Source organism: Streptomyces sp. NPDC008079 (assembly GCF_042957385.1).
In the GTDB taxonomy this organism is placed as follows: Bacteria; Actinomycetota; Actinomycetes; order Streptomycetales; family Streptomycetaceae; genus Actinacidiphila.
This window is the reverse complement of sequence record NZ_JBIBIC010000014.1, coordinates 101,366-122,226: the sequence shown is the minus strand read 5'-3', so window position 1 is coordinate 122,226 and position 20,861 is coordinate 101,366. Positions and strand designations below refer to the sequence as shown.

15 protein-coding genes and 1 pseudogene are annotated in these 20,861 nt (G+C 73.8%); 7 read left to right on the top strand and 9 right to left on the bottom strand.

Going from position 1 to position 20,861, the window contains the following annotated elements:
• The first annotated feature begins 114 nt into the window (after nt 1-114).
• Both ACFZAM_RS26150 and ACFZAM_RS26145 read left to right on the top strand, forming a co-directional pair.
• Nucleotides 115-837 carry a flavin reductase family protein gene (locus tag ACFZAM_RS26150; RefSeq protein ID WP_355341975.1) on the top strand — a complete coding sequence of 241 codons (723 nt, stop codon included), beginning with the start codon at nt 115-117 and terminating at the stop codon, nt 835-837.
• Between the two features lie 175 nt (nt 838-1,012).
• Nucleotides 1,013-2,308, top strand: a complete 1,296-nt coding sequence (locus ACFZAM_RS26145) for a M14 family zinc carboxypeptidase (protein ID WP_391049704.1) — start codon at nt 1,013-1,015, stop codon at nt 2,306-2,308.
• 287 nt (nt 2,309-2,595) lie between these two features.
• Here ACFZAM_RS26145 and ACFZAM_RS26140 read toward each other — a convergent pair whose 3' ends face one another.
• Nucleotides 2,596-3,720, bottom strand: a complete 1,125-nt coding sequence (locus tag ACFZAM_RS26140) for a ThiF family adenylyltransferase (RefSeq protein WP_391049795.1) — start codon at nt 3,718-3,720, stop codon at nt 2,596-2,598.
• A gap of 305 nt (nt 3,721-4,025) precedes the next feature.
• On the opposite strand from ACFZAM_RS26140, the gene ACFZAM_RS26135 reads away from it, so the two are divergent.
• A complete protein-coding gene (locus ACFZAM_RS26135) occupies nt 4,026-5,309 on the top strand; it encodes a M14 family zinc carboxypeptidase (protein ID WP_355341969.1) in 1,284 nt (427 codons plus the stop codon).
• Nucleotides 5,310-5,658: 349 nt separating this feature from the next.
• On the opposite strand, the gene ACFZAM_RS26130 is transcribed toward ACFZAM_RS26135, so the two are convergent.
• A complete protein-coding gene (locus ACFZAM_RS26130; RefSeq protein ID WP_391049701.1) occupies nt 5,659-6,153 on the bottom strand; it encodes a macro domain-containing protein in 495 nt (164 codons plus the stop codon).
• A 47-nt stretch (nt 6,154-6,200) separates the two neighbouring features.
• Nucleotides 6,201-8,276, bottom strand: coding sequence for a BTAD domain-containing putative transcriptional regulator (locus ACFZAM_RS26125; RefSeq protein ID WP_391049699.1), 2,076 nt, complete (start codon nt 8,274-8,276; stop codon nt 6,201-6,203).
• A 314-nt stretch (nt 8,277-8,590) separates the two neighbouring features.
• Here ACFZAM_RS26125 and ACFZAM_RS26120 point away from each other — a divergent pair, with 314 nt between their 5' ends.
• Complete coding sequence (locus ACFZAM_RS26120) at nt 8,591-9,496, top strand: alpha/beta fold hydrolase (RefSeq protein ID WP_355341999.1); 906 nt, start codon at nt 8,591-8,593, stop codon at nt 9,494-9,496.
• A 196-nt stretch (nt 9,497-9,692) separates the two neighbouring features.
• A pseudogene (locus ACFZAM_RS26115) lies at nt 9,693-10,306 on the top strand (sigma-70 family RNA polymerase sigma factor); the annotation flags it as partial.
• A gap of 24 nt (nt 10,307-10,330) precedes the next feature.
• Here ACFZAM_RS26115 and ACFZAM_RS26110 read toward each other — a convergent pair.
• From ACFZAM_RS26110 to ACFZAM_RS26100, 3 genes are all read right to left on the bottom strand, one after another.
• Complete coding sequence (locus tag ACFZAM_RS26110) at nt 10,331-11,203, bottom strand: hypothetical protein (protein WP_391049697.1); 873 nt, start codon at nt 11,201-11,203, stop codon at nt 10,331-10,333.
• 322 nt (nt 11,204-11,525) lie between these two features.
• Nucleotides 11,526-12,446, bottom strand: a complete 921-nt coding sequence (locus ACFZAM_RS26105) for a methyltransferase domain-containing protein (protein ID WP_391049695.1) — start codon at nt 12,444-12,446, stop codon at nt 11,526-11,528.
• Nucleotides 12,447-12,634: 188 nt separating this feature from the next.
• A complete protein-coding gene (locus ACFZAM_RS26100; RefSeq protein ID WP_391049693.1) occupies nt 12,635-13,237 on the bottom strand; it encodes a helix-turn-helix domain-containing protein in 603 nt (200 codons plus the stop codon).
• A 298-nt stretch (nt 13,238-13,535) separates the two neighbouring features.
• On the opposite strand from ACFZAM_RS26100, the gene ACFZAM_RS26095 reads away from it, so the two are divergent.
• Nucleotides 13,536-14,510 carry an FAD-dependent oxidoreductase gene (locus ACFZAM_RS26095; protein WP_391049794.1) on the top strand — a complete coding sequence of 325 codons (975 nt, stop codon included), beginning with the start codon at nt 13,536-13,538 and terminating at the stop codon, nt 14,508-14,510.
• Here ACFZAM_RS26095 and ACFZAM_RS26090 read toward each other — a convergent pair.
• The gene (locus ACFZAM_RS26090) at nt 14,507-15,202 is read right to left on the bottom strand and encodes a helix-turn-helix domain-containing protein (protein WP_391049691.1); all 696 of its coding nucleotides are present in this window, start codon (nt 15,200-15,202) and stop codon (nt 14,507-14,509) included. The two genes, ACFZAM_RS26095 and ACFZAM_RS26090, sit on opposite strands and share 4 nt — an antisense overlap.
• Before the next feature lie 109 nt (nt 15,203-15,311).
• On the opposite strand from ACFZAM_RS26090, the gene ACFZAM_RS26085 reads away from it, so the two are divergent.
• Nucleotides 15,312-16,922, top strand: coding sequence for an MFS transporter (locus ACFZAM_RS26085; protein WP_391049689.1), 1,611 nt, complete (start codon nt 15,312-15,314; stop codon nt 16,920-16,922).
• An 80-nt stretch (nt 16,923-17,002) separates the two neighbouring features.
• On the opposite strand, the gene ACFZAM_RS26080 is transcribed toward ACFZAM_RS26085, so the two are convergent.
• Together ACFZAM_RS26080 and ACFZAM_RS26075 are read right to left on the bottom strand one after the other, a co-directional pair.
• The gene (locus ACFZAM_RS26080) at nt 17,003-20,560 is read right to left on the bottom strand and encodes a trypsin-like peptidase domain-containing protein (protein WP_391049687.1); all 3,558 of its coding nucleotides are present in this window, start codon (nt 20,558-20,560) and stop codon (nt 17,003-17,005) included.
• Nucleotides 20,557-20,853, bottom strand: coding sequence for a trypco2 family protein (locus ACFZAM_RS26075; RefSeq protein WP_391049686.1), 297 nt, complete (start codon nt 20,851-20,853; stop codon nt 20,557-20,559). Before ACFZAM_RS26075 ends, ACFZAM_RS26080 begins: the two co-directional genes overlap by 4 nt.
• Between the last annotated feature and the right edge of the window lie 8 nt (nt 20,854-20,861).

Below are 20,861 nucleotides of genomic sequence, written 5' to 3'. Positions count from 1 at the left end.
CCGCCGACGCCCCCGTACCGGGGCGTACGGGCCCCCGTACCGGGCCTTACTGTCCCCGTACGCGACGTCCGATACCCGCCAGCGACCGGCGGCCTCGCGCACAACACTGGCCGTATGACCTCAGAGATCACCGCGGCGACCGCACCCGCCGTCCACTCACGCATCGAGCCCGGAATCCTCTACTTCGGCACGCCCGTCGTGCTGCTCTCCACCGTGAACGAGGACGGGTCGGCGAATCTCGCGCCGATGTCGTCGGTGTTCTGGCTGGGGTGGCGGGCGATGCTGGGGCTCGGGGCCCGGTCGCAGACGGCGCGCAATCTGCTGCGCGACGGCGCGTGCGTACTGAATCTGCCCGAGGACTCGATGGCGGCGGCCGTGGACCGGCTGGCGCTGACCACCGGCCGCGATCCGGTGCCCGAGGGGAAGGCGCGGCGCGGATACCGTTACGAGGGCGGCAAGTTCGAGCTGGCCGGGCTGACCCCGGTGGCGTCGGAGACGGTCGCGGCGCCGCGCGTCGCCGAGTGCCCTGTGGCGCTGGAGGCGGTGGTCGAGGCCACCCACCCGCTGGCCGAGGACGACCCTCAACAGCGCGGCGGGATCGTGGTGTTCGAGGTACGGATCACGCGCGTGCTGGTGCACGACAAGGTACGGGCGGCGGGCACGCGGGACCGGATCGATCCGGACATGTGGCGGCCCCTGGTGATGAGTTTCCAGCACTTCTACGGGCTCGGCCCGCGGCTGCGGGAATCGGCGCTGGCCACCATCCCCGAACGCCTCTACCGGGGGCCCGACATCGGGCGGTCGCGCGCCGACTCGGGGGCCACGGGGCGCTCTTGACACCCGGGGGCGGCCCGCACAGCCTTGGGTGGCGCGCCCACGGCACCCGAACTCCGCTACTCCGCCGGTGGCGCGCGATGTGCGATACGCGGCGCGCCGGTACGGAGCGCGGTGGGGGTGGGCACGGCGAGTGGACGCCGCCGTGGTCGTGGATGTGGGACGAGGAGGAGCCGTCATGCGCGGGCCAGACGCGTATCCGACCGTGTCAGGTGTCGCGGCGGCGGCCCGCGTACTGACCCGGCGGCATCCCGACCTGTGCCGGATGCGGCTGGCCGGGGAGTCGCGGGCCGGGCGGCCCCTGTGGCTGCTGTCGGTGGGACACGGCAGCCGGCACGTGCTGGTGGTGGCCGGAGCGCACCCGGACGAGCAGACGGGCGGGGCGAGCGCGCTGTGGCTGGCCGAGCACGCGGTCGCCGACCGGCAGCGGCAGGCCGACGCGGATCTGACCTGGGACTTCCTGCTCTGCCTCGACCCCGACGGCACCGTGCTCAACGAGACGGGTCCGGCCGGGCCCCGGCCGCCCGCCGTCCACTACCGGCACACCTACCGCCCGGCGCCGGCCGATCAGCCCGAGCGGGCCGGGGCCTTCCGCGCGCCGGGTGACGAACTCCCCGAGACGATGGCCCTGTTGGCGGCGATCGACGAGCTGAAGCCGTTCCTCCAGTGCACGCTGCACGGCACCGACGTCGGCGGCGGTTGGGTGCGGCTGACCGCCGATGTGCCGGGCCTGGCCGAGCCGTTCGGCAAATACGCGGCCGAACTGGAGATCCCGGTGCAGACCGGCGCCTACGACGCGCTGCACTGGACCGGGTCGGGGCCCGGCGTCTTCGTGCGGCCCCCCGCGGGCACGCCCGGGCGGTTCACCGACGAGCCGGAGAACGCGGCGGGCTCCACCTGGGCCCGCCCGCACCGGCACGGCGGGCTGACCGCCGTGGTCGAGGTCCCGATGTGGGCCACCCGGCGCGTGGCCGACCAGGACGCGCACCCCGGCCCCGCCCAGGCCGTCGCCTCCCTCGCCGCCCGGCTGCGCAAGGACGGCGCCGCCACCGCGTCGGCGCTGGACCGCGCATGGCGCCTGCTCTCCCCGCAGGCCGCGCACAGCCCGCTGCTGCGCGGTGTCGAGCAGGCCGTCGGCGCCTTCTCCGGCCTCGCCGACGACTACGAGACGCTCGCCGACGCCTCCCCCGTCCCCCTGACCATGGCCCACGTCGCCGCCCTCGACATCGCCGCCCGCCGTATGCCGCTGCGCGCCTCCGGGATGCTGCTGCGGCTGCTCGACGAGGAGCGCGGCGGCGAGGGCGACCCCGGCGGCGACCACGGCCGCCTGCGCGGCCGGCTGGAGCGCCGGATCGACTCCGGCGCCCGTGACCTGCTGGCCGCGACCGACGCCCACTGGGTGCCGGTCGGCGACCAGGCCGAACTCCAGGCAAGGACCGTCCTTGCAACCGTCGACCTCGCCTCGACGCGGTGACCCGCCCCCTCAAGGACCCCGCCCGCACCCCGGAGAGATCGGCTCACCGTGCCGGGGGCACCTCCCGGTCGAAGGCCGAGGAACCGCGCGCCCGACCGCCACGCTCCCGTACGTCACCACCCGCCCCCGGGGGGCAGCCCGGTGGTGTCCGGGCCACCCGCCGGTGGGGATCGCTCGCACCCCTGACGGGGCGCACCGCCTTTCGTCCGGGCGGCGAGCCGGTCAGTGGGGCGCGCTCGGGCACGACGCTTCCGCAGGTCACCACCCGCCGATGGGGCCTTGGGCCCTTACGTGGGGTGGTCGAGCGGGCCGCAGGCCGGGCAGTCGGGGCGGCGCGGGTGGCGTTGGAGTACGGGGTCGCCGAGCGCCATGAGGTTGATGCCGTAGCGGAAGCCGGGGCGCATCCGCGGGACGCCGGTGAGCAGGGCGATGGCGGCGTGGGCGACGAGCGTGCCGGACAGACCGGCGGTGACGGCGCTCGCCGGATTCCACGGCATGCGGGGCGAGGCGGCGTCCTCGCTCTGGCCGGGGCGCAGCCGCAGATCGCGCCGTGCGTCCTCGCCCGCGCGCTGGCACTCCCAGCAGGGCCCGTCGCCGGGTACGTGGACGCCCGCGGTGACCAGCGGGCCGCGGTAACCGCCTTCCACCCAGGGCAGATTGAGGGCGATGCAGACGCGGTTGGCCCAACGGCGGATCTCCGGCGGCCGGTCGGCGCCGAGGACCAGCAGATCGTACGGTGACCGGCCGCCGCCGTCCGGGGCGAGGAGCGCGGCGAGGGCGTCGGGGCCGCGGATCTCCCGCCGTTCACCGGTGACGGTGACATCGGAGTTGAGGGCGCGCAGCGCGGCCACCGCCGCGTCGGCTTTCGGCCGCCCGATGTCGGCCTCGCGGTAGAGCGTCTGCCGGTTGAGGTTGGACAGTTCCACGACGTCGGGGTCGACGGTGTGGACGTGACCGACACCGGAGGCGACCAGCGCCTGCGCGGCCATGCCGCCCGTACCGCCGACGCCGAGGACCAGCACGCGGGCGCCGGCCAGGCGCAGTTGGGCGTTCCACGGGCTGGCCCGTGAGCTGAGGTCCATCCAGCGCAGCAGCGCGACACCGCGGGCGTGCCGTACGCGGTCGCGGTCGACGAGCCCCGCGGGCAGCGGTGCCGCCGCGTCGTCCACGAAACCCGCCTCCCGTAAGTCCGCCATCGCGGAGCCGATCGTGGCGGCGGACAGAAGTAAGCGGGGGTGCGCGGCGGCGACTTCGGCGGCGATCTGCGCCGCGGTGCGTGTGCCGTCCATCGCCTCGGTAAGGGTCCAGATCCAGCCGTCAGGGTCCTCGATCTCGGCGCCGATCCCGTAGATCACACTGCCGATCCTGACGTTGCCGTCGGCGGTGCGATAGGGCTGGTGTTCGGGTTTGATCCGCGGCCTGAGCAGCGCCTCGGAGTCATCGGTGTGCGGTTCGGTGTGCGGTGGTGCCGTCATCAGCCGACCCCCTCGTGCTCCGCCCGTACGCATGAGTACGTACGGACCTTGACACTGTCGCCGGGCCGCCGGAGCCTTGGCAAGGTGCGGGGGAATCAGTGGGGGATCCAGGGGCCAAACCGTTCAACTCCTCAGCGCTGCACCCTGCTTGGACAGAGAGGAGTCACCGTGGCGAACACCACTCTCGTCATCCGACGGCTGGACAAGGAAGAGACCACCGGCGACAGCAACTCCAACGGCACGTGACGTCGGACGCCGACGCCTATCCCAGCGTCGCGGAGGTCGCAGCGGCGGCCTCCGCGTTCGCGTACTCGCGGCCCGTGCTGAGCACCCTGCGGGTGGTCGGCCGGTCCCGGCAGGGGCGTCCGCTGCATCTGCTGACCGTCGGGCGCGGCCGGCGGCACATCCTGGTCGTCGCGGGCCCGCACTCCGACGAGCGCGTCGGGCCCGCGACCGCGCTGCGGCTGGCGCACCGGGTCGCCGCCGACAGCCGCCTGCACTCCGGGGCGGGCGCCTCCTGGCACTTCCTGCTCTGTCTCGACCCGGACGGGACCGTACGCAGCGAGGCCGGGCCGCCGGTGCGGCGCACGCCCGCCGAGCACTTCCGGCACGCGTACCGTCCGCCCGCCGACGAACAGCCGGAGTGGGCACCGTCGATCCGGCCGCCGGACGACCAACTCCCCGAATCCCAGGCGCTGGTGAGCCTCATCGACGAGCTGCGGCCGGAGTTGCAGTGCTCGCTGCACGGCAACGACCTCGGCGGCAGCTGGGTCCAACTCACGCGTGACATACCGGGGTTGGCCGAGCCTCTCGGCAAGCTCTCCGCCGAGCGGGACGTGCCCGTGCAGACCGGCACGTACGACGCCCTGTACTGGACGGTGTCGGGGCCCGGCGTCTATCTGATGCCCGCGCCTGGCCAGCGCGCCCAGTTCGAGAACCTGCCCGAGGACGTCAACCGTTCGACCTGGATCCGCCCGCACCGCTACGGCGGGATGACCGCGCTCTTCGAGGTCCCGATGTGGGCCAGCCGCGATGTCGCCGACACCACGGCGCACCCGGACCCGGCCCGCGCGCTCGCGGCTCTCGCCGCGCTTCTGCGCCGCCACGCCGACCGTACCCACGCCCTGCTCGACGCCGTACGGCCGCTGGTCCCCGACCCCGGCTCCCCGGCCACCCGCCCCCTCCTGCGCATCACGGGCGGCATGCCCGCCATCATGCGCAGCGTCGCCGACGACTGGGACGGGCTCCACCCCTCCCCCGTCCCCCTCACCCTCGCGCACCTCAACGCCCTCGACATCGCCGCCCGCCGCATCTCCCTGCGCGCCACCGGGATCATGCTCCGCCTCCTCGACGGCCGCGGCGGCTCCGCCGCGCGCACCCTCCACGGCGTCTGTTCCGCCCAGCACGCCCGCTGGGCGGCCGAGTTGGCCGCCGGTCATGAGTTGACGTGGGTGCCGGTCCCCGACCAGGTTGACCTTCAGTCGGAAACAGTTCTCGCCGCCTTCCGCCTCCTCAACGAGACCTGACCCCCCTCCGCGGCGCGCCCCCACCCCACCGCCCTCGCGCAGGGCCGTGCTTTCAGGGCGCTGGGGGCACCTCCCGGCCGAAGGTCGGGGGAGGAACTGCGCGGTCAGCCACCGCGGTGGCGCGGCTTTGAAAACCGGCCCCAGCGGGGCAGATGCTGTTGTTTCCGGGCTGAAAGCCCGGTGGGGGTTGCCCGCGCCGTTCCCCGCGCCCCTGCGGGGTTCGGACTCGTGCGGGGTGGGTGGGTCGAGGTTTTTAGGGGCGCGGGGCTGTGTGTTATTGGCGGCTGGTGCCGCGTGGGTGCGACGCGGCACGACGGGGCTGAGTGTCGCCACGGGTCCCGGGGAGGGGTCAGGCTTCGGCGAGGACGGCGTAGGAGGGGCGGTCGAAGGCCACGAGGCGTACGTGTTCGACGCGAGTCGACGCGTGGGTGAGGACGGCGACGGCGATGCGAGCCGCCTGGTCGGCGGGGAAGCCGAAGATGCCGGTCGAGATGGCGGGGAAGGCGAGGGTGGAGACGCCGAGGGTGTCGGCCACTTCGAGGCAGCGGCGATAGCAGGAGGCGAGGACGTCGGCCTCGCCGGAGGCGCCGCCCTTCCATACGGGACCGACGGTGTGGATGACGTGCCGGATCGGGGGGTCGAGGTCGAACCCGGGGGTGGCGACGGCGTCCCCCCGCGCGCAGGGCGCCACGGCGGCGCCGGCCTCGGCGAGACGGGGGCCGGCGGCCCAGTGGATGGCGCCGTCGACTCCGCCGCCGCCCTGGAGGGACTCGTTGGCGGCGTTGACGATGGCGTCGACGGCCTGTTTGGTGATGTCGCCCTGGACGACCTCGATGTGGACCATGCGCTGATGATGGCGGGGGAAGGCGGGTCGGGGCACGTCGAATTCGGTCAGGGGGTCCGCAGGGCGGCGGCCAGGTCGCGCAGGTGGCTGTCGACGGGGCCGAGGCTCAGGAGTCCGCTGGCGGCGCCGGCCAGCTCACCTGCGGCGGGCAGCAGTTCGGCGTGGGCACGCCGTGCGGCTGGCGGGGAGTCGAGTGCGAGGGCGGCGCGGGCGGTGAGAGTCCACATGGCTTCGTAGAGGAGGTCGTGCGGGGGCGCGGGGGCACCCCGGAGGGCGGCGGCGGCCTCGGGGCGGCGGTCCTCGGCGAGCAGGAGGAGGGGGCGGACCCACGGGGCGTACGGGCCCCAGTCGGCGTCGGTCCGCGCGAGGACGAGCAGGTCGCGGCCGTGCCGGAGCCGCAGGCACAGAAGGGCGAGGGGGAGGAGCCCGCGCTCCAGCCCCGGCATCCCGGCCCCCGTCAGCTCGGCGGCGGCATCCCCGTACGCGGCCTCGGCCGCCTCGAAGGTCCCGGTCTCCGCGAGCCGCAGCGCCCCGTACCACCGGGTGAACACCCCGACGAGCGGAAGCTCATGACGCTCCGCCAGCCGGTCGGCGGCGGCGGCGTGCTCGTCCGCCGCCCCGAAGTCGCCCCGTGCGCAGGCCGCTTGGAGCCGGATGAGCCGGCCGAGCACCTCGGACGTGAACAGGCCGTGCCGCGCGGAGAGTTCGACCAGCTCCGCGCCGATCGCATCGCGTTCCGGCGCCAGACCCGCCCGCTGAAACGTCTGCATGAAGGTCGCGTTGAGCGCGAACGCCAGCAGCACCGGATCGTCCAGCCGCCGCGCCGCCTCCTGCGCCAACCGCGCCGCCTGCGCCCCGCGCCCGCCGCCACCGCGCCCGCCGCCGACGTTCGCGCCGCCGACGTCCGCGCCCCGCGTCTCCAGCGCGATCGTCGCCAACAGCCGTGCGCGCAGGGCCTCTTCGGCGGGGCCCGGCGGCAGGGCCGTCAGGGTGCGTTCGGCGGCGGCCACCACTTGGGCGGCTTGGGCGGGGTCGTCGAGGCGGGTCCAGACGGCGGGGACGTCGTAGGCGCCGATGACGCGGGCGCAGAGGTGGGGGTCGCCGAGTTCTTCGGCGGCGGAGACGGCGGCGAGGCGGTGGCGGCGGGCGGACCGGAGCCCGTCGCCACCGGTGACGGCGAGGCCGCGCAGGAGGGTGACGGTGGATTCCAGGCGGGCGCGGGCGCCGGTGGGGACGGTGCGGTCGTAGGCGGCGGTGGCCTCGGCCCAGACGCGTTCGGCGCCGCCCGCGCCGGGGTCGAGGCGGTCGTCGTCCTGCCGGAGGATGTCGGCTTCGAGGGCGTGCAGGCCGGGCCCGGGGTCGACGCCGAGCTGTTCGACCAGGAGGGCGCGGGCGCGGCGCAGCACGGCCAGGGCGTCGCCCTGGCGGCCCGAACGGTAGAGGGCGAGGGCCAGCAGGCGCCAGGCGTCCTCGCGCCAGGGGTGCTCCGCCGCGTGGGCGTCGAGGTCGGCGGCGGCCTCGGCGGCCAGGCCGAGGGAGAGGCGGGCCTCGGCCCGGCGTTCCACGGCGTGCAGCCGCAGTTCGGCGAGGCGGGAGCGTTCGGTGCGGGCCCACGGCTGGTCGGCGAACTCGGCGTACGCGGGCCCGCGCCACCACCCCAACGCCCGCTGGAGCAGGGCGAGTACGTCCTTCGGCAGCAGCCCGGCGGCCTCGGTCACGGCCTGCTCGAAGCGCCACGCGTCCACCGTGTCGGGCGCGGCGCGCAGCGCGTACCCGGGGCCCTCGGTGACCAGCAGCCGGGCGGGCGCGCGCGGCGGCCGGTCGGGTTCGAGGGTGCGGCGCAGGGCCGCGACGAAGGTACGGAGGGTGCCGACGGGATCGGCGGGCGGTGCGGGGGAGTGGCCGGGACCCGCGCCGTCGTTCCCCGGCCGCTCCGGCCACAGGTCCTCGACCAGCCGGGCGACCGGTACGACGCGGCGGCGGGCGATGACCAGGCGGGCCAGTACGGCCCGGTGCCGTGGCCCCCTCAGCGCGAGGGCCGCACCGCGTACCGCCTCGTCCGGGCCGTCCCCGCTCTCGGCCCAGGCCGCCACCGGCCCCAGCACGCCGAACGCCACCCGCACCGCGTACCGCCTCTCCGGGAGTTCCCCCAGGTCACGGTAGCGCGCTCATCGGCTGCTCATCCGCCGCCCACACGCTGGAAGCACGAGCCCGTTGACGCGCCAGGCCCGCGTACGACCCGGACCGCGTACTCGCACAGATCGCGTACGGACCAGGCCCGCGTACGGACCCGGACCGCGTACTCGCACAGATCGCGTACGGACCAGGCCCGCGTACGGACCAGGACCGCCTACGCGCCCGGCTCGCGTAGGACCGACCGGGACCGCCGCGTACGGGGCACGGCCCGCGTACGTCCACCCACCGAAAGGGGCACCCCATGCCACCCGCCATCCCCGGCTTCGACCTCCGCCGCGTCCCCGCGGCCGACGGCGTCACCCTCACCGCCGCCGTCGGCGGCTCCGGGCCGCCCGTCGTCCTGCTGCACGGCTTTCCGCAGACCCACCTGATGTGGCGGCACGTGGCCGTCGACCTCGCCGCCGACCACACCGTGATCTGCCCCGACCTGCGGGGTTACGGCGCGAGCGACAAGCCGGCCGAGGCCGACGACACGGCCGGCCCCGCCGGGACGGCACCAGCCGTCTACGCCAAGCGCACCATGGCCGCCGACATCGTGGCCGTGGCCGCCGCCCTCGGACACGACCGCTTCGCGCTCGCGGGCCACGACCGCGGCGCCCTGGTCGCCTTCCGCGCCGCCCTCGACCACCCGGGAACGGTCACGCACCTCGCCTGCCTCGACGTCCTGCCCACCCTCGACATGTGGGACGCCATGCACGGCACCACGGCCGCCGTCGGCTTCCACCTCTACCTGATGGCGCAGCCGCCCGGTCTGCCCGAGCGGATGATCGCCGCCGACCCCGACCTCTTCTTCGGCCACTTCCTGGACCTGTGGGTCCGGGCTCCCGAGGCCGTCCCGGCCGACGTGCGCGCCGTCTACCTGGCCGCCTGCCGGGCCGCGATCCCCTCGATCGTCGCGGACTACCGGGCCTCGGCCGGTATCGACGTCACCCACGACGCGGCCGACCGCGCCGCGGGCAACCGGCTGCGTATGCCCGTCGCCGTCCTCCAGCAGGACTGGGGCGCGGCGCTCGGGTTCGACGCCGCCGCGCTGTGGTCCGCGTGGGCCCCCGACCTCCGGCACACCACGGTCGACACCGGCCACTTCATGGCGGAGGAGTCCCCGGCGACGGTCGTCACGGCCCTCCGCGACCTCCTCGCCCGCTGATCCGGAGGCCCGCCCGCCGGAACACGACGCGGTCGGGGACGCGTGGCGGGCCGTGGCGGCCCGACGGGACCCGTGCCCGTCGGGGGTGCGGTGCCGCCGGTTTCCGGCTCCGGCGACGGTCAGACGGTGAAGATCCGTTCGGCCTGGTCGCGGTGGGTGTGCAGGTCCCCGTACACGGGGGAGATCTGGTCCGCGGTCGCGGGTCGGCGACCCGCGGGCGTACCTCGTACGGGTCGTCATGCGGCAGCCGCTCAACCGGCTGCGCACGCTGGCGCGCCGCCGCGAGGAGTACGTCGGCGAGTGGCTGCCGGAGCCGCTGCTGACGGCCCCCGACGTCGCCGAGGACGTCGAAGTCGCCGACAGCGTCTCGATGGCGCTGCTCACCGTCCTCGAAACGCTCGGGCCGACCGAGCGGGCGGTCTTCGTGCCGCGCGAGGCCTTCGGGACGCCGTACGGGGAGATCGCCGAGGCGGTCGGGAAGTCCGTGGCCGCGGTACGCCGGATCGCCCGGCGCGCGCCCGCGACCACGTGGCGGCCCGGCGGCCACGGGTCGAGGTCGGCCGCTCGGCCCCCGCCTCCCGCGTCCCCGTGCACGGGGACGCCCGCGCCGCGGCCCTCCTCGCAGGCCCCGGCCGCCCGGTCTCCGCCGTCTGGCTCAACGGCGCCCCGGCCGCCCGCGTCGAAGTCGACGGTCGCGTCGCCGCCGCCACCTTCGTCGTCCGCGACGGCCGCGTCACCCACATCCACACGGTGGCCAACCCCGAGAAACTCACCCGCCTCGGCCCCGTTCCGACCCGCCTCGCCCGCTGAGGCGGGTCGGACGGCGCCGGTGCGTCAGCCCACCGGCTGGTAGTGCTGGAGGTAGAGGAAGATCGACTTCCAGCCGCTGCCGACGTTGAGGACGTGGAGCCGGCCGCCGGAGGGCCCGAGGTCGAGGGCGGTGATGCCCTCGACCTCGTCGTCGGGCTGGACGTCCTGGGTGAAGGCGCGGGTGACGGTGCCGGTGGCGGGGTCGATGGCGTAGACGGCCTTGTCGCCGTCGCCGTCCACGGAGGCGTAGAGGGAGCCGTCGAGCATGGTGGCGCCCTGGATGCGGCTGAGGGGGCGGGAGAGGCGGACGGTGGTGGCGACGGGGAGTTCGGCTCCGGCGGGGAGCGAGAGGAGGTCGCTGAGGCGGTAGCCGACGAGTTCGTCGGTGCCCTGGGCGCTGTCCTGGTTCCAGGGGGCGGTCCAGACGAGGCCGGTGGCCGGGTCGACGGCCACCCACGGGACGCCGCCGGGCAGCAGCGCGAGGGGCAGGCGTACGTAACGGCCTGTCCAGCTCAGGTCGTGGGCGGAGTACAGGGCGAGCAGCGGATTCCGGTAGCCGTTGCCGTCCTCGATCGGGGCGACGACGTAGCCCCCGTACACGTCGATGTCCCCGATGTGGTCGGAGCCGTAGGCGCCGCTCAACGCACCAGGAATGGCAAGGGCGTTGGAGGCCGTCTCGTGGTTCCCCTCGACCGTCGCCTTGTCGAGGCTGTACGTGCCCGAGTAGTAGAAGTACGTGCCGTCGGTGGCGATGCCCTGCCCGCGCTCCAGGGCGGTGATGCCCGTCCAGGTGGAGTACGCGGGAAGGCGCTGCCAGGTCGTCGCGTACGCCGCCTGCGGCAGCAGCGCCAGGGTGGCCGCGACGGCCACCGTGCTTCCCGCTCGCCAGATCTTCATCAGCCCGAACCTCCATGTCGACCGCTGACAAGGCCAGTTGGCCATCGGCGGCATCCATTGGAGCAGCGGGGCGGCGGACAAGCCCACCGGTGGCGGGTGAACTCTGGCCGAAGGGCAGTCGAGGGCAAGGGCCTTGACTGGCAAGGGCCTTGACGGGCAAGGGCGTTGGCGCCTCGACTGTCCGCCCGGTCACCCGCACCGCCCGCTGCCCCCGCGCCGCACGGCCCGCACCGCGGCCGTGCGGTGCCGGTCCACGGCGGGGCGTACCGGCGGATGGTCGTACGGACGAACGTCCCGGATCAGGCGCTGGCCACGGTCGTACTCACGCGCGCCGCGCCGCCCACACCGTCCGCTCGGTCCGCACGGTCAGGTCGTCGCGGCGCGCGATGCTGTCCGGGCCCTCGGCGTCGAGGAGCCGGTCGAGCGCGGCGAGGTCTTCCGGCGCCAGGGTCCCGGCGATGCCGCCGCGCATACGGGTCAGGCTGGTGAGCGCGTACCGGCCGACGGCCTCGGCGTGCGGCGGGCCGATGTTCACGGTCACGACGCGCTCGCCCACGACGGTCAGGCCCGCGGCGCTCAGCATGGGCCCCCAGTCGGCGCCGCGGTGCGGCACGTGCTCGGCGTGGTGGTGGTCGAGCGCGGCGTGGCAGCGCTCTTCGAGCCCCGGGCGCTCCGCGGGCGCGTCCTCGGGCAGGAAACGCGGGAAGCCCGCCAACTCGACGACGGCGAAGAGCCCGCCGGGCGCGAGCGTGTCGCGGACCTGGCGCAGCGTGCGCTCCGGGTCCGCCATGTGGTGCAGGGAGGCCGACGCCCAGACCAGGTCGGGCGAGCCGAGGTCGGGCCACCGCGTGTCGAGGTCGGCCTGGACCGTACGGACGCGCCCGGCGACCCCGGCCGCCTCCGCGTTGCGGCGCAGGCGGTGCAGGTGGTCGGCCGAGGTGTCGACCGCGATGACCTCGGCCTCGGGGAAGCGCCGGAGCAGGGCGAGGGTCCCGGCTCCGGTGCCGCAGCCGAGGTCCACGATGTGGCGGGGGGCGGCTTCGACGGGCAGCCACGCGGTGATCGAGGCGGTGTGCTCGGCGAGGACTTCCGCGTCGAGGTCGAGGATGTCCGCCTGGCTGTCGGCCTCGGCGTCGTGGTGCGAGGCGCTGGCCTTTGGGGTGCCGTGATCGTGGTCGTGCGGGGCGTGGCCATGGGCGTGACCATGGGCGTCGTGGGCCGCGTGCGGGGCTGCGTGAGTCATGGCGCCCACCGTATGAGGGCCGTGGGCGGGCCGCCCGGTCGCTTTCGGGAACGGCAAGACGGTGGGCGTCCGGGCTGCCGACGGCGCAAGTCGCGCGCCCTGGCCCGCGCGAGTCGCGGGCCTCGACGTACCCGATTCGCGGGCCCCGGCCTGCGCGGGCTCCGACGTACCCGATTCGCCGAACGGGCTCAGACCCCGTCCCCCTCGCCGCCGCTCTTCTCGTCGCCGCGCTGGTGCCCGCGCCGCGCGTCACGGTCGAAGATGCCCAGCAGTTCGCAGGGCCCGCCCTCCGCGCCGATGGCGTGCGGCAGCATCGTCGGGAATTCGGCCGACTGGTTGGTCTCCACGCGGAAGCGCCGATTGCCCAGGAGCAGCACGGCCGTGCCCGACAGGACGACGAGCCATTCGCGCCCGGGGTGGGCGCGCAGCCGGGAGGGGCTGTCCGGCGGCGGATTCGTCAGGCGCTGCCGTACGACCGTCATACCCGGGTCGGCCTTCACGGCCCAGCGCATCGTCTGGTGCGCGGAGTCGATCATCGGACTGGAGATGACGTCCTCCGTGGCCGTCTCGACGAGCTGGTCGAGCGTGGTGTCCATGGCGCGCGCGAGGGTCACGAGCTGGTCCAGCGCGAGGCGGCGCTGACCGTTCTCGATCCGGCTGAGCGTGGAAGGGCTGAGCCGGGCGCGGCCGGCCAGTTCGTCCAGCGACCAGCCCTGCGCCACCCGCAGCGCGCGAATCCGCTTGCGCACCAGGCTGTCGAGATCTCCATCGTCTTGCGTCATAGGCAACATGTTATGCCTCGCGCGCAAAGTCCGCTTAGCGTGGTCGTACCGGGCCCCGGACGGGGCTCCCGCTCAGCGCAAGGACGCAAGCCGACGCGTAGAGAGCCGACACGTATAGAGAGGTACGCCCATGCCCGCGACGCTTCCCGCGCACGTGAACGATCCGGCCGATCCGGCCGGTGCGACCGATCCGGCCGGTGTGACCGATCCCGCCGATGGGGCCGACGCCTTTGGGGCCGACGCCTTCGCCCCGACCCTCGACGCCGTGGTGATCGGCGGTGGCGCCGCCGGGCTCAACGGCGCCCTCATGCTCGCCCGCTCCCGCCGCTCCGTCGCCGTGGTCGACAGCGGGACCCCGCGCAACGCGCCCGCCGACGGCGTCCACGGCCTCCTCGGCCTCGAAGGCATCCCCCCGGCGGAGCTGCTGCGCCGGGGCCGGGAGGAGGTACGGCGGTACGGCGGCAAGGTGCTGGTCGGCGAGGTGACCGCCGCCGAGGCCGTCCCCGGCGCCGACCCGCGTTTCACGGTCACCCTCGCCGACGGCGCCACCCTCCGCGCCCGCCGCCTCCTGGTCGCCACCGGCCTGCGCGACGTACTCCCCGACATCCCCGGCCTCGCCCGGCACTGGGGGCACGACCTCGTGCACTGCCCGTACTGCCACGGCTGGGAGGTGCGCGACGAGCCCATTGGCGTACTCGCCGTCGGTCCCGCCTCCGTCCACCACGCCCTGCTCTTCCGGCAGTTGACCGACGACCTGGTCTACTTCACGCGCGGCACCGACCTGGACGACGAGACCCGTACGCGCTTCGCCGCCCGCGCGATCCGGGTCGAGGACACCCCGGTGGCGGCGGTCGAGTCGACCGGGTCCACGGAGGGCGCCGGGCTTACGCGGGCCTCCGGGTCCACGGAGAGCCTTGGGCCCACGGAGGGCTCCGGGTCCGCCGCGGGCGGGCACATCGCGGGCGTACGGCTGACCGACGGCCGGTTCGTACCGCGCCGCGTCCTGGCCGTCGCGACCCGCATGCGGGCCCGTACCGACGGACTGGCCGGGCTCGGTCTGCCGATGGAGGAGCTGCCGGGCGGGATGGGTCGCCGCTTCGCCGCCACCGGCCCCGCGGGCACCACATCGGTGCCGGGCGTGTGGGTCGCGGGCAACGCCACCGACCTGACGGCCCAGGTCGGCGCCTCCGCCGCCGCGGGCGCCCTGGCCGGTGCGCACATCAACGCCGACCTGGCCGCCGCCGACACCGAGGCGGCTCTCGCCGCGGCGGACGCGCCCTAGGAGCGCTCTGACGCGGCGGGGTCCGGCGCCGCCCGTACGTGCGCGCGCTCGCCCTGCTTGCCGACGAGGCTGAGGAATTCCACGGGCCCCGAGCCGGTGGAGCCGAACCAGTGCGGTGTACGGGTGTCGAACTCGGCCGCCTCGCCCGGCTTCAGCACGAGGTCGTGCTCGCCGAGCACCAGCCGGAGCGTGCCGTTGAGCACGTAGATCCAGTCGTAGCCCTCATGGGTGCGCAGGACGGGCTCCACGGGGCCGCGCGGCGGGGCGGGCAGGACGAATTTGTACGCCTGGATGCCGCCGGGCCTGCGGGTCAGCGGCAGCACGGTCGAGCCGTCCTTGCAGGCGATCGGGCGCAGGTTGAGGCGCGGGTTGCCGGTGCGGGGCGCGTCGACCAACTCGTCGATGGTGACGCCGTACACCCTTGCCAGCGGCAGCAGTTGCTCCAGCGTGGGGCGGCGCAGGCCCGCTTCCAGCCGCGACAGCGTACTGACCGAGACGCCGGTCGCCGCCGCCAGATGCGTCAGCGTCAGGTCCCGGCCGAGCCGCAGATTCTTCAGGCGGGGGCCGACGGCGTCGAGGGTGCGGCCCACTTCGTCGTCGGTGCCGTCCGCGCCAGCCGCGCCAGCCGCGCCAGCCGCGCCAGCCGCGCCAGCCGTGCCGCCCGCGCCAGCCATGCCGTCTACGTGATCCATGGAGCCCAGTTTGCCGATCGGCAAACAATTTTGCACATCGGGGCCGGTCGTGGCGACGATCGCTCCCGCGTTTCCCCTGTTGACCGTCCCTGGTGAAAGGTCCGTCCAGATGAGGGAGAGTCCGAACCGGCCCGCGCGGGTCAGTGCCGAAGCCGCAGCCGTGGGCACGGGCGTTGACGTACCGGTCGACGTAACAGCCCCTGACGCGGCGGGTGTTGACGACCCGCGTCGGCGCCGCGCGATCCTGATCTCCGTCTGCGTCGCGCTGATGGCCGTCATCGCCTCGGTGTCCGGCCTCAACGTCGCGCAGCCGGACCTGGCCGTCGCGTTCGACGCCTCGCAGAGCACGATCCTGTGGATCATCAACATCTATACGTTGAGCCTGGCGGCGCTGCTGCTGCCGCTCGGCGCGGTCGGCGACCGATGGGGCCGAAAGCCCGTACTGCTCACGGGACTTGCCGTCTTCGGCGGCGCCAGCGTCGTCGCCGGTCTGGCGACGTCGGCCGAGGTCATGATCGCGGCGCGGGTGCTGAGCGGTGTGGGCGCGGCGATGATCATGCCGGTGACGCTCGCCGTCATCACCTCCACCTTCCCGGCCGAGGAGCGCGGGCGGGCGATCGGGGTGTGGACCGGCGTCGCGGGCGGCGGCGGCATCCTGGGCATGTTCCTGTCGGCCGCGCTGGTCGACGTGGCGAGCTGGCGCTATCTCTTCGTCCTGCCCGTGGCGCTCGTGCTCGTGGCCGCCGTGATGACGGTGCGGTCCGTGCCCGACTCGCGCGACGCGGCGACGCACTCCTTCGACACGGTCGGGGCGCTGACCTCGGTGGTCGCGGTGGTCGGGCTGATCTTCGTACTCCAGGAAGGGCCCGAGCGGGGCTGGGCCGCGCCCGTGACCCTGCTCAGCCTGCTGGTCGGCGTCCTGGCCGCCGCCGGCTTCGTGGTCTGGGAGCTGCGGCGGCACGGCCCGCTGCTGGACGTACGCCTCTTCCGCGAGCGCGGCCTGGCCGGCGGTTCCGTCGCGCTGCTGGCCGTCTTCGGCGTCCAGGCCGGGATCTTCGTCGTCCTCTTCCCGTTCCTCCAGGCCGTGTTGGGCTGGTCGGGCCTGCTGTCCACGCTGGCCCTCATGCCGATGGCCGTCCTGATGATGGCCACCTCGGGCCTCGCGCCGCGTCTCGCCGAACGGGTCGGCAGCCGTCGCACCATGGCCCTCGGCATCCTCCTCGGCGGCGCGGGCCTCGCCCTGATGGCCACCCTCGTCTCCGTGGACGGCGGCTACCTCTCCGTCCTGCCCGGCATGCTCGCCATGGGCATCGGCATGGGCCTCACCATGACCCCCGCCACCGAGGCCATCACCAGCTCACTGCCCAGCGAACGCCAAGGGGTCGCCTCCGCGCTCAACGACGTCACCCGCGAATTCGGCACCGCCCTCGGTGTCGCCCTCCTCGGCGCCCTCCTCTCCTCCGGCTACCGCGGCGCCATCGGCCCCCGCCTCGACGGCGTGCCCCCGGCCACCGCCGCCACCGCCCGCGAAGGCATCGCCAACGCCGTCGAAGCCGCCCATGCCACCGGCGGCCCCACCGCCCCCGCCCTCGTCCGCGCCGCCCAGCAGTCCTTCGTCGACGGCTGGCAACAAGCCATGTGGGCCGGCGTAGCCGTCATGACCCTCCTCCTCGCCTACCTCCTTCTTCCCGGCAACTCCCGCCCCGCCCGGACTCCGTGACCCCGGCCCGGCCCGAACCAGGCTGCAAGACTGCTCAGTTCGGGTCGGTCTCCCACGCGTCCGTTCCCGACGGACCCGGTCTACGGGCCGAGTTGGTACAGCAGGTGTGCCCGGGCCGCCGGGTCGGGCACAGCCTCCGCCGCGGCACGGCGTACGTCGTTGGCCAGATACTCCGACAGCGCGAGGGCGGACAACGCACTGGCAGCGGAGGGATCACCGCGTTCAGCGGCCGACTTCGCCGCCCATAAGCGGAACTCAGGTGTGACACTGTCCTCGTAAGCCAGATGCAGCAGGGCTTCCGCGCGTCCCGCGTCCCCTCGACGATCGGCTTCTCTGGCAGCCGTGAGTCTGGTCGAGTCGGTCAGCGCGCGGTCCCAGCACAGCGCTCGCCATACCTCCCGGACTTCGTGGCCCGGGTAGACGGTCGCGGGTAACGCCTGCGCCGCTTGGAGCCGGAAGCTTTCGTGCGCGCCTCCGCGCGCGATCCGCTCCAGAGCCTCCGCGCCCAACCGCGGAAAGAAGTCGATCGCCGCCGTCGCGGCTTCCACCGCCATGGCACCGCTGGCCGGAGTCCATGAGTCGGCCAGTCGCACCAAGGCCTCTGCGCCAAGTTGCCGGTGGAACCGGCCTGCCGTCCGCCCCGCCGTGACACGGCCCCGGTCCGACAGGCTCGGGTCGGCGCACAGTCTCAAGAGGGAGCGCAGGGCGGTGTCCTGGCCGAACATGGGGAGCAGCCCTGCCGCCTCGATCCGCCAGGTCTCCTCCGCACCTTGGAGCTGACGATCGTCGACGAGACGGTACGCGGTGCTCACTCCCCGTCCCGTGTCGTACCCCATCAAGGCACGCGCGGCGGCAACGCGCCTCTCGCCACCGAGCCCCCATCTGCCGTTGGCCAGTTCTTCCAGGTAGTTCAGCCCTTCACCGAGGTGACACCGGGTGTAGGCCATGGCCACCCGTAGGGGGTCCGGGCCGTCGGCCGCGGGCCCTACCCTCGTCAACTGCCGGAAGAGCACAAGGCCCCGCGCGGGGTCGTGCCGGTCCACCGCTTCGGCCGCTTCGGCCCGGTGATCCCCCATCGTCTCGTCAGCGGCCAGTACTTCGTGGACGGCGACGGTGTTGTCGGGGGCGTACCGGCCCAGCGTCTTCGCCATGTGCAACCGCACACCGCTGTCCAGGCCGCGGTCCGTGACGACGGCGGACATCAGCCGCAGCCCGAGCGCCCGGTCGTACGCCGCCGCTGTCTCGGCCACCCGCGAGCGGGCGTTGCCGTCCCTGCGGTTCTTGCCGCCGAGCCGTTCCAGGGCGCTGATCAGCTCCTGCTTGTCCAGGAGCGCGAGTTGACGGCACGCCGCCTCCCACTCCTCGGCGGACTGCCCGCGGTCGAAGCGGATCACCACCTCGCGCAGTATCACCGCGGCGCGCCGTAGAATCCGGTCCGGTACGGGGATGCCGTTGGCGACGAGTTCCACGACGAAGCGGTGAGTGCCCCGATCCGGCCACCTCAGCAGCCTGGCCAGCGGCTTTTCCAGCCCCGCAGGGTCGGCTGCCGCCTGGAGACCGGCCAGGAAGACCTTGGTCTCCAGGTCCTCCCACGGCCAACGCCGCCGCTCCAGGTGTCGTCGCGGGCCCCCATGCCCGAACAGGTAGAGCGCGGCCAGATACTCCTCGATCGACGGGTGGAGAAAGCGCAGACTCCCCTCGCGCTGCTCCAGCAGGCCGCTGTGTTCCAGCACGCCGCGAAGGATCTGCCTCCAGGTGTGAGGCGTGACCGACGCGGGACGTGGCACCACGGACAGAGCTGTCGCCCGGTCCAGCAGATCGCTGCCCGTGCCCCCGAACACCAGCCGGTCGTGAGCCAGCCGTTCCAGCAGCGGCAGCACCTCACGCAGCAGGTCCGTGACACCCTGCTGCGCTTCGGCGTCGCCCTCGTCGATGAGGCTGCGGTGCCGCTGCCGGGCATCCGCCGTATTGCGATGCTGGACGAGGATGTCGATAAACCGCTCGTACAACTCCGATCGGTTGAAGGGCAGTTGTTTGCCGGGACCCTCGACATCCTCGGCGTAGACCACACACATCATGGTCGCGATCAGGGGAATCCGGGCGAACTCCCGCAGCCGCGGGTTGCGTTCCACCTCCCTGGTGAAGAGGGCGGCGGTCGCGACCGGGTCGGGCTTGCCCACCGCGCGGAACCACTTCTCGGCGAAGGCGGGCAACTCCTCAGGGAGGAAGGGCTCGATGGCGTATGTGGGGTGCTCGTCGTCACCGATCCGGTTCAGGATGCCGTCGGGCAGCGGACGGCTGGCCACCATCACCTGCCAGCCGGGCCGGTCGCGGAGCCTTCCGATGACGTGCAGTACGTCGATACGGCGCCAGGACGGCACCTCGTCCAGGCCGTCGATCAACACCAACCACCTTGTGCCAGCAGGTGGTTCGCGTCGGAACAGCGCGTTCAGTTCATCGGTGCCGAGAGTGGTGCCGCCCAGCTCACGCTGGACCGCGCGGGTGAGCCGGTCGGGAATGCCGCCGGGCTCCGTGATCAGGTCCTCGGCCCGTACCAGGATCGGTAGGACCGTCGGCACCCCCTCGGCGGCACCGCCGCCGCCTTCGAGCCACTGACGAGCGGAGTCGCCCGCGATGCTGCGCAGCAGACTGGACTTGCCCGCGCCCGGACCGCCGACGACCTGCACGCCGCGGTGGCGGCCGACGAGGCTCTCAGCGGTGACGCGTTCCGTCCCGGGCGGCTCAGTGTCGCCGCCGGCTGCCCGGCCCCCGCGCCTGCTGGCCAGCTGTGTCAAATACACCTCGTTCAGCGGCGGTTCCACCAACGAAGGGAAACGGTACGGATGGCGTACGGAGATGTGTCCGGCGTCGTCGAGGTAGCTACGCAAGCGCATGTCCAACTCCCCCTCCCTGGGCAGGTCTTCCACGGAGGTTGTGGGCACGACGTCCACCAACTGCCCGGGGTCCAAGGTCACGTCGACCGATTCCTCGAGGAGGTGCGCGGCGTCTCCGAGCCGCGCGTGCCAGGCGTCGGCACGCAGCACCGCAAGATGGTCCAGCCCGTCGGTCGGATGGTGATGGCCCACGATGCCGATCACGCGGTCACGGCACCACACCGCTGCGCCCGACATGCCTGCCCACGGCGACCGGGTGGGATCCGCGAAGTGCGCCGGCGGCGCGACCCGCAGGTCGAGGGTGCCCTCCTTGCGGTTCGACAGCACGTCGCAGGTGCACTGGGCGTCATGGAATGCGTCCCGGAACGGCGCACCGCCCCACTCGTCACGCACCTTGAACAGCGGAAAGCCCATCACGGCGCACGTCAACCGCGCGCTACGTGCTGACACCCGGGCGTACTCCACCGGCGTGAAGGCCTCCTGGCCCTCCTTGCTCACCGACAGCACGGCTACGTCGACGTGCGCTTCCGCCCAATGGACTTCCGCGTTCAACACGCGCTCAGCGGCCAGGCCGGCATCGAGCCGCACCCGGACCGTGCTCGCCCCCGCGACCACATGCGCGGCCGTCAGTACCCGACCGGCCGCCACCACGTAGCCCGAACCCCTACGTCCCGCTGCCCCGTCCCGTGTCACGAGGATCTCGGCCACCCGGGCGGCGTCGAAACCGCCCGCCACCTCTGTCACCGCTCCCCGGGAATCTCATCCCCGGCAATCAGCGCCGCCCCACCACCGGCGAGCCGTGGCTGAAGTGTCAACGTGATCTTCTGAACGTCCGAGCGGGTGACTTTTCCGTCGCCTCCGGCCTCGACCACCCAGAACCTGACCTTTCCCTGACCGCCTGCCTCCTTGCCGACGGTCACGGTCGCTTCCACCTCGACCGTCCCCAGCTCGAATCGCAGGCGTTCTCCTTCTCCGTCGGTCATCGCGGAGTCGAGTTCCCGCCGTAATTCCCGAATCATGGCCGACAGCTCGATCACACCGTCCC

Bases quoted from the DNA above. Each gene is read 5' to 3' on its own strand.
- ACFZAM_RS26085 (WP_391049689.1), top strand. From the start codon at position 15,312: ATGAGGGAGAGTCCGAACCGGCCCGCGCGGGTCAGTGCCGAAGCCGCA.
- ACFZAM_RS26120 (WP_355341999.1), top strand. From the start codon at position 8,591: ATGCCACCCGCCATCCCCGGCTTCGACCTCCGCCGCGTCCCCGCGGCC.
- ACFZAM_RS26090 (WP_391049691.1), bottom strand. From the start codon at position 15,202: ATGGATCACGTAGACGGCATGGCTGGCGCGGGCGGCACGGCTGGCGCG.
- ACFZAM_RS26110 (WP_391049697.1), bottom strand. From the start codon at position 11,203: ATGAAGATCTGGCGAGCGGGAAGCACGGTGGCCGTCGCGGCCACCCTG.
- ACFZAM_RS26130 (WP_391049701.1), bottom strand. From the start codon at position 6,153: ATGGTCCACATCGAGGTCGTCCAGGGCGACATCACCAAACAGGCCGTC.
- ACFZAM_RS26095 (WP_391049794.1), top strand. From the start codon at position 13,536: ATGCTCGCCCGCTCCCGCCGCTCCGTCGCCGTGGTCGACAGCGGGACC.
- ACFZAM_RS26150 (WP_355341975.1), top strand. From the start codon at position 115: ATGACCTCAGAGATCACCGCGGCGACCGCACCCGCCGTCCACTCACGC.
- ACFZAM_RS26105 (WP_391049695.1), bottom strand. From the start codon at position 12,446: ATGACTCACGCAGCCCCGCACGCGGCCCACGACGCCCATGGTCACGCC.
- ACFZAM_RS26100 (WP_391049693.1), bottom strand. From the start codon at position 13,237: ATGTTGCCTATGACGCAAGACGATGGAGATCTCGACAGCCTGGTGCGC.
- ACFZAM_RS26145 (WP_391049704.1), top strand. From the start codon at position 1,013: ATGCGCGGGCCAGACGCGTATCCGACCGTGTCAGGTGTCGCGGCGGCG.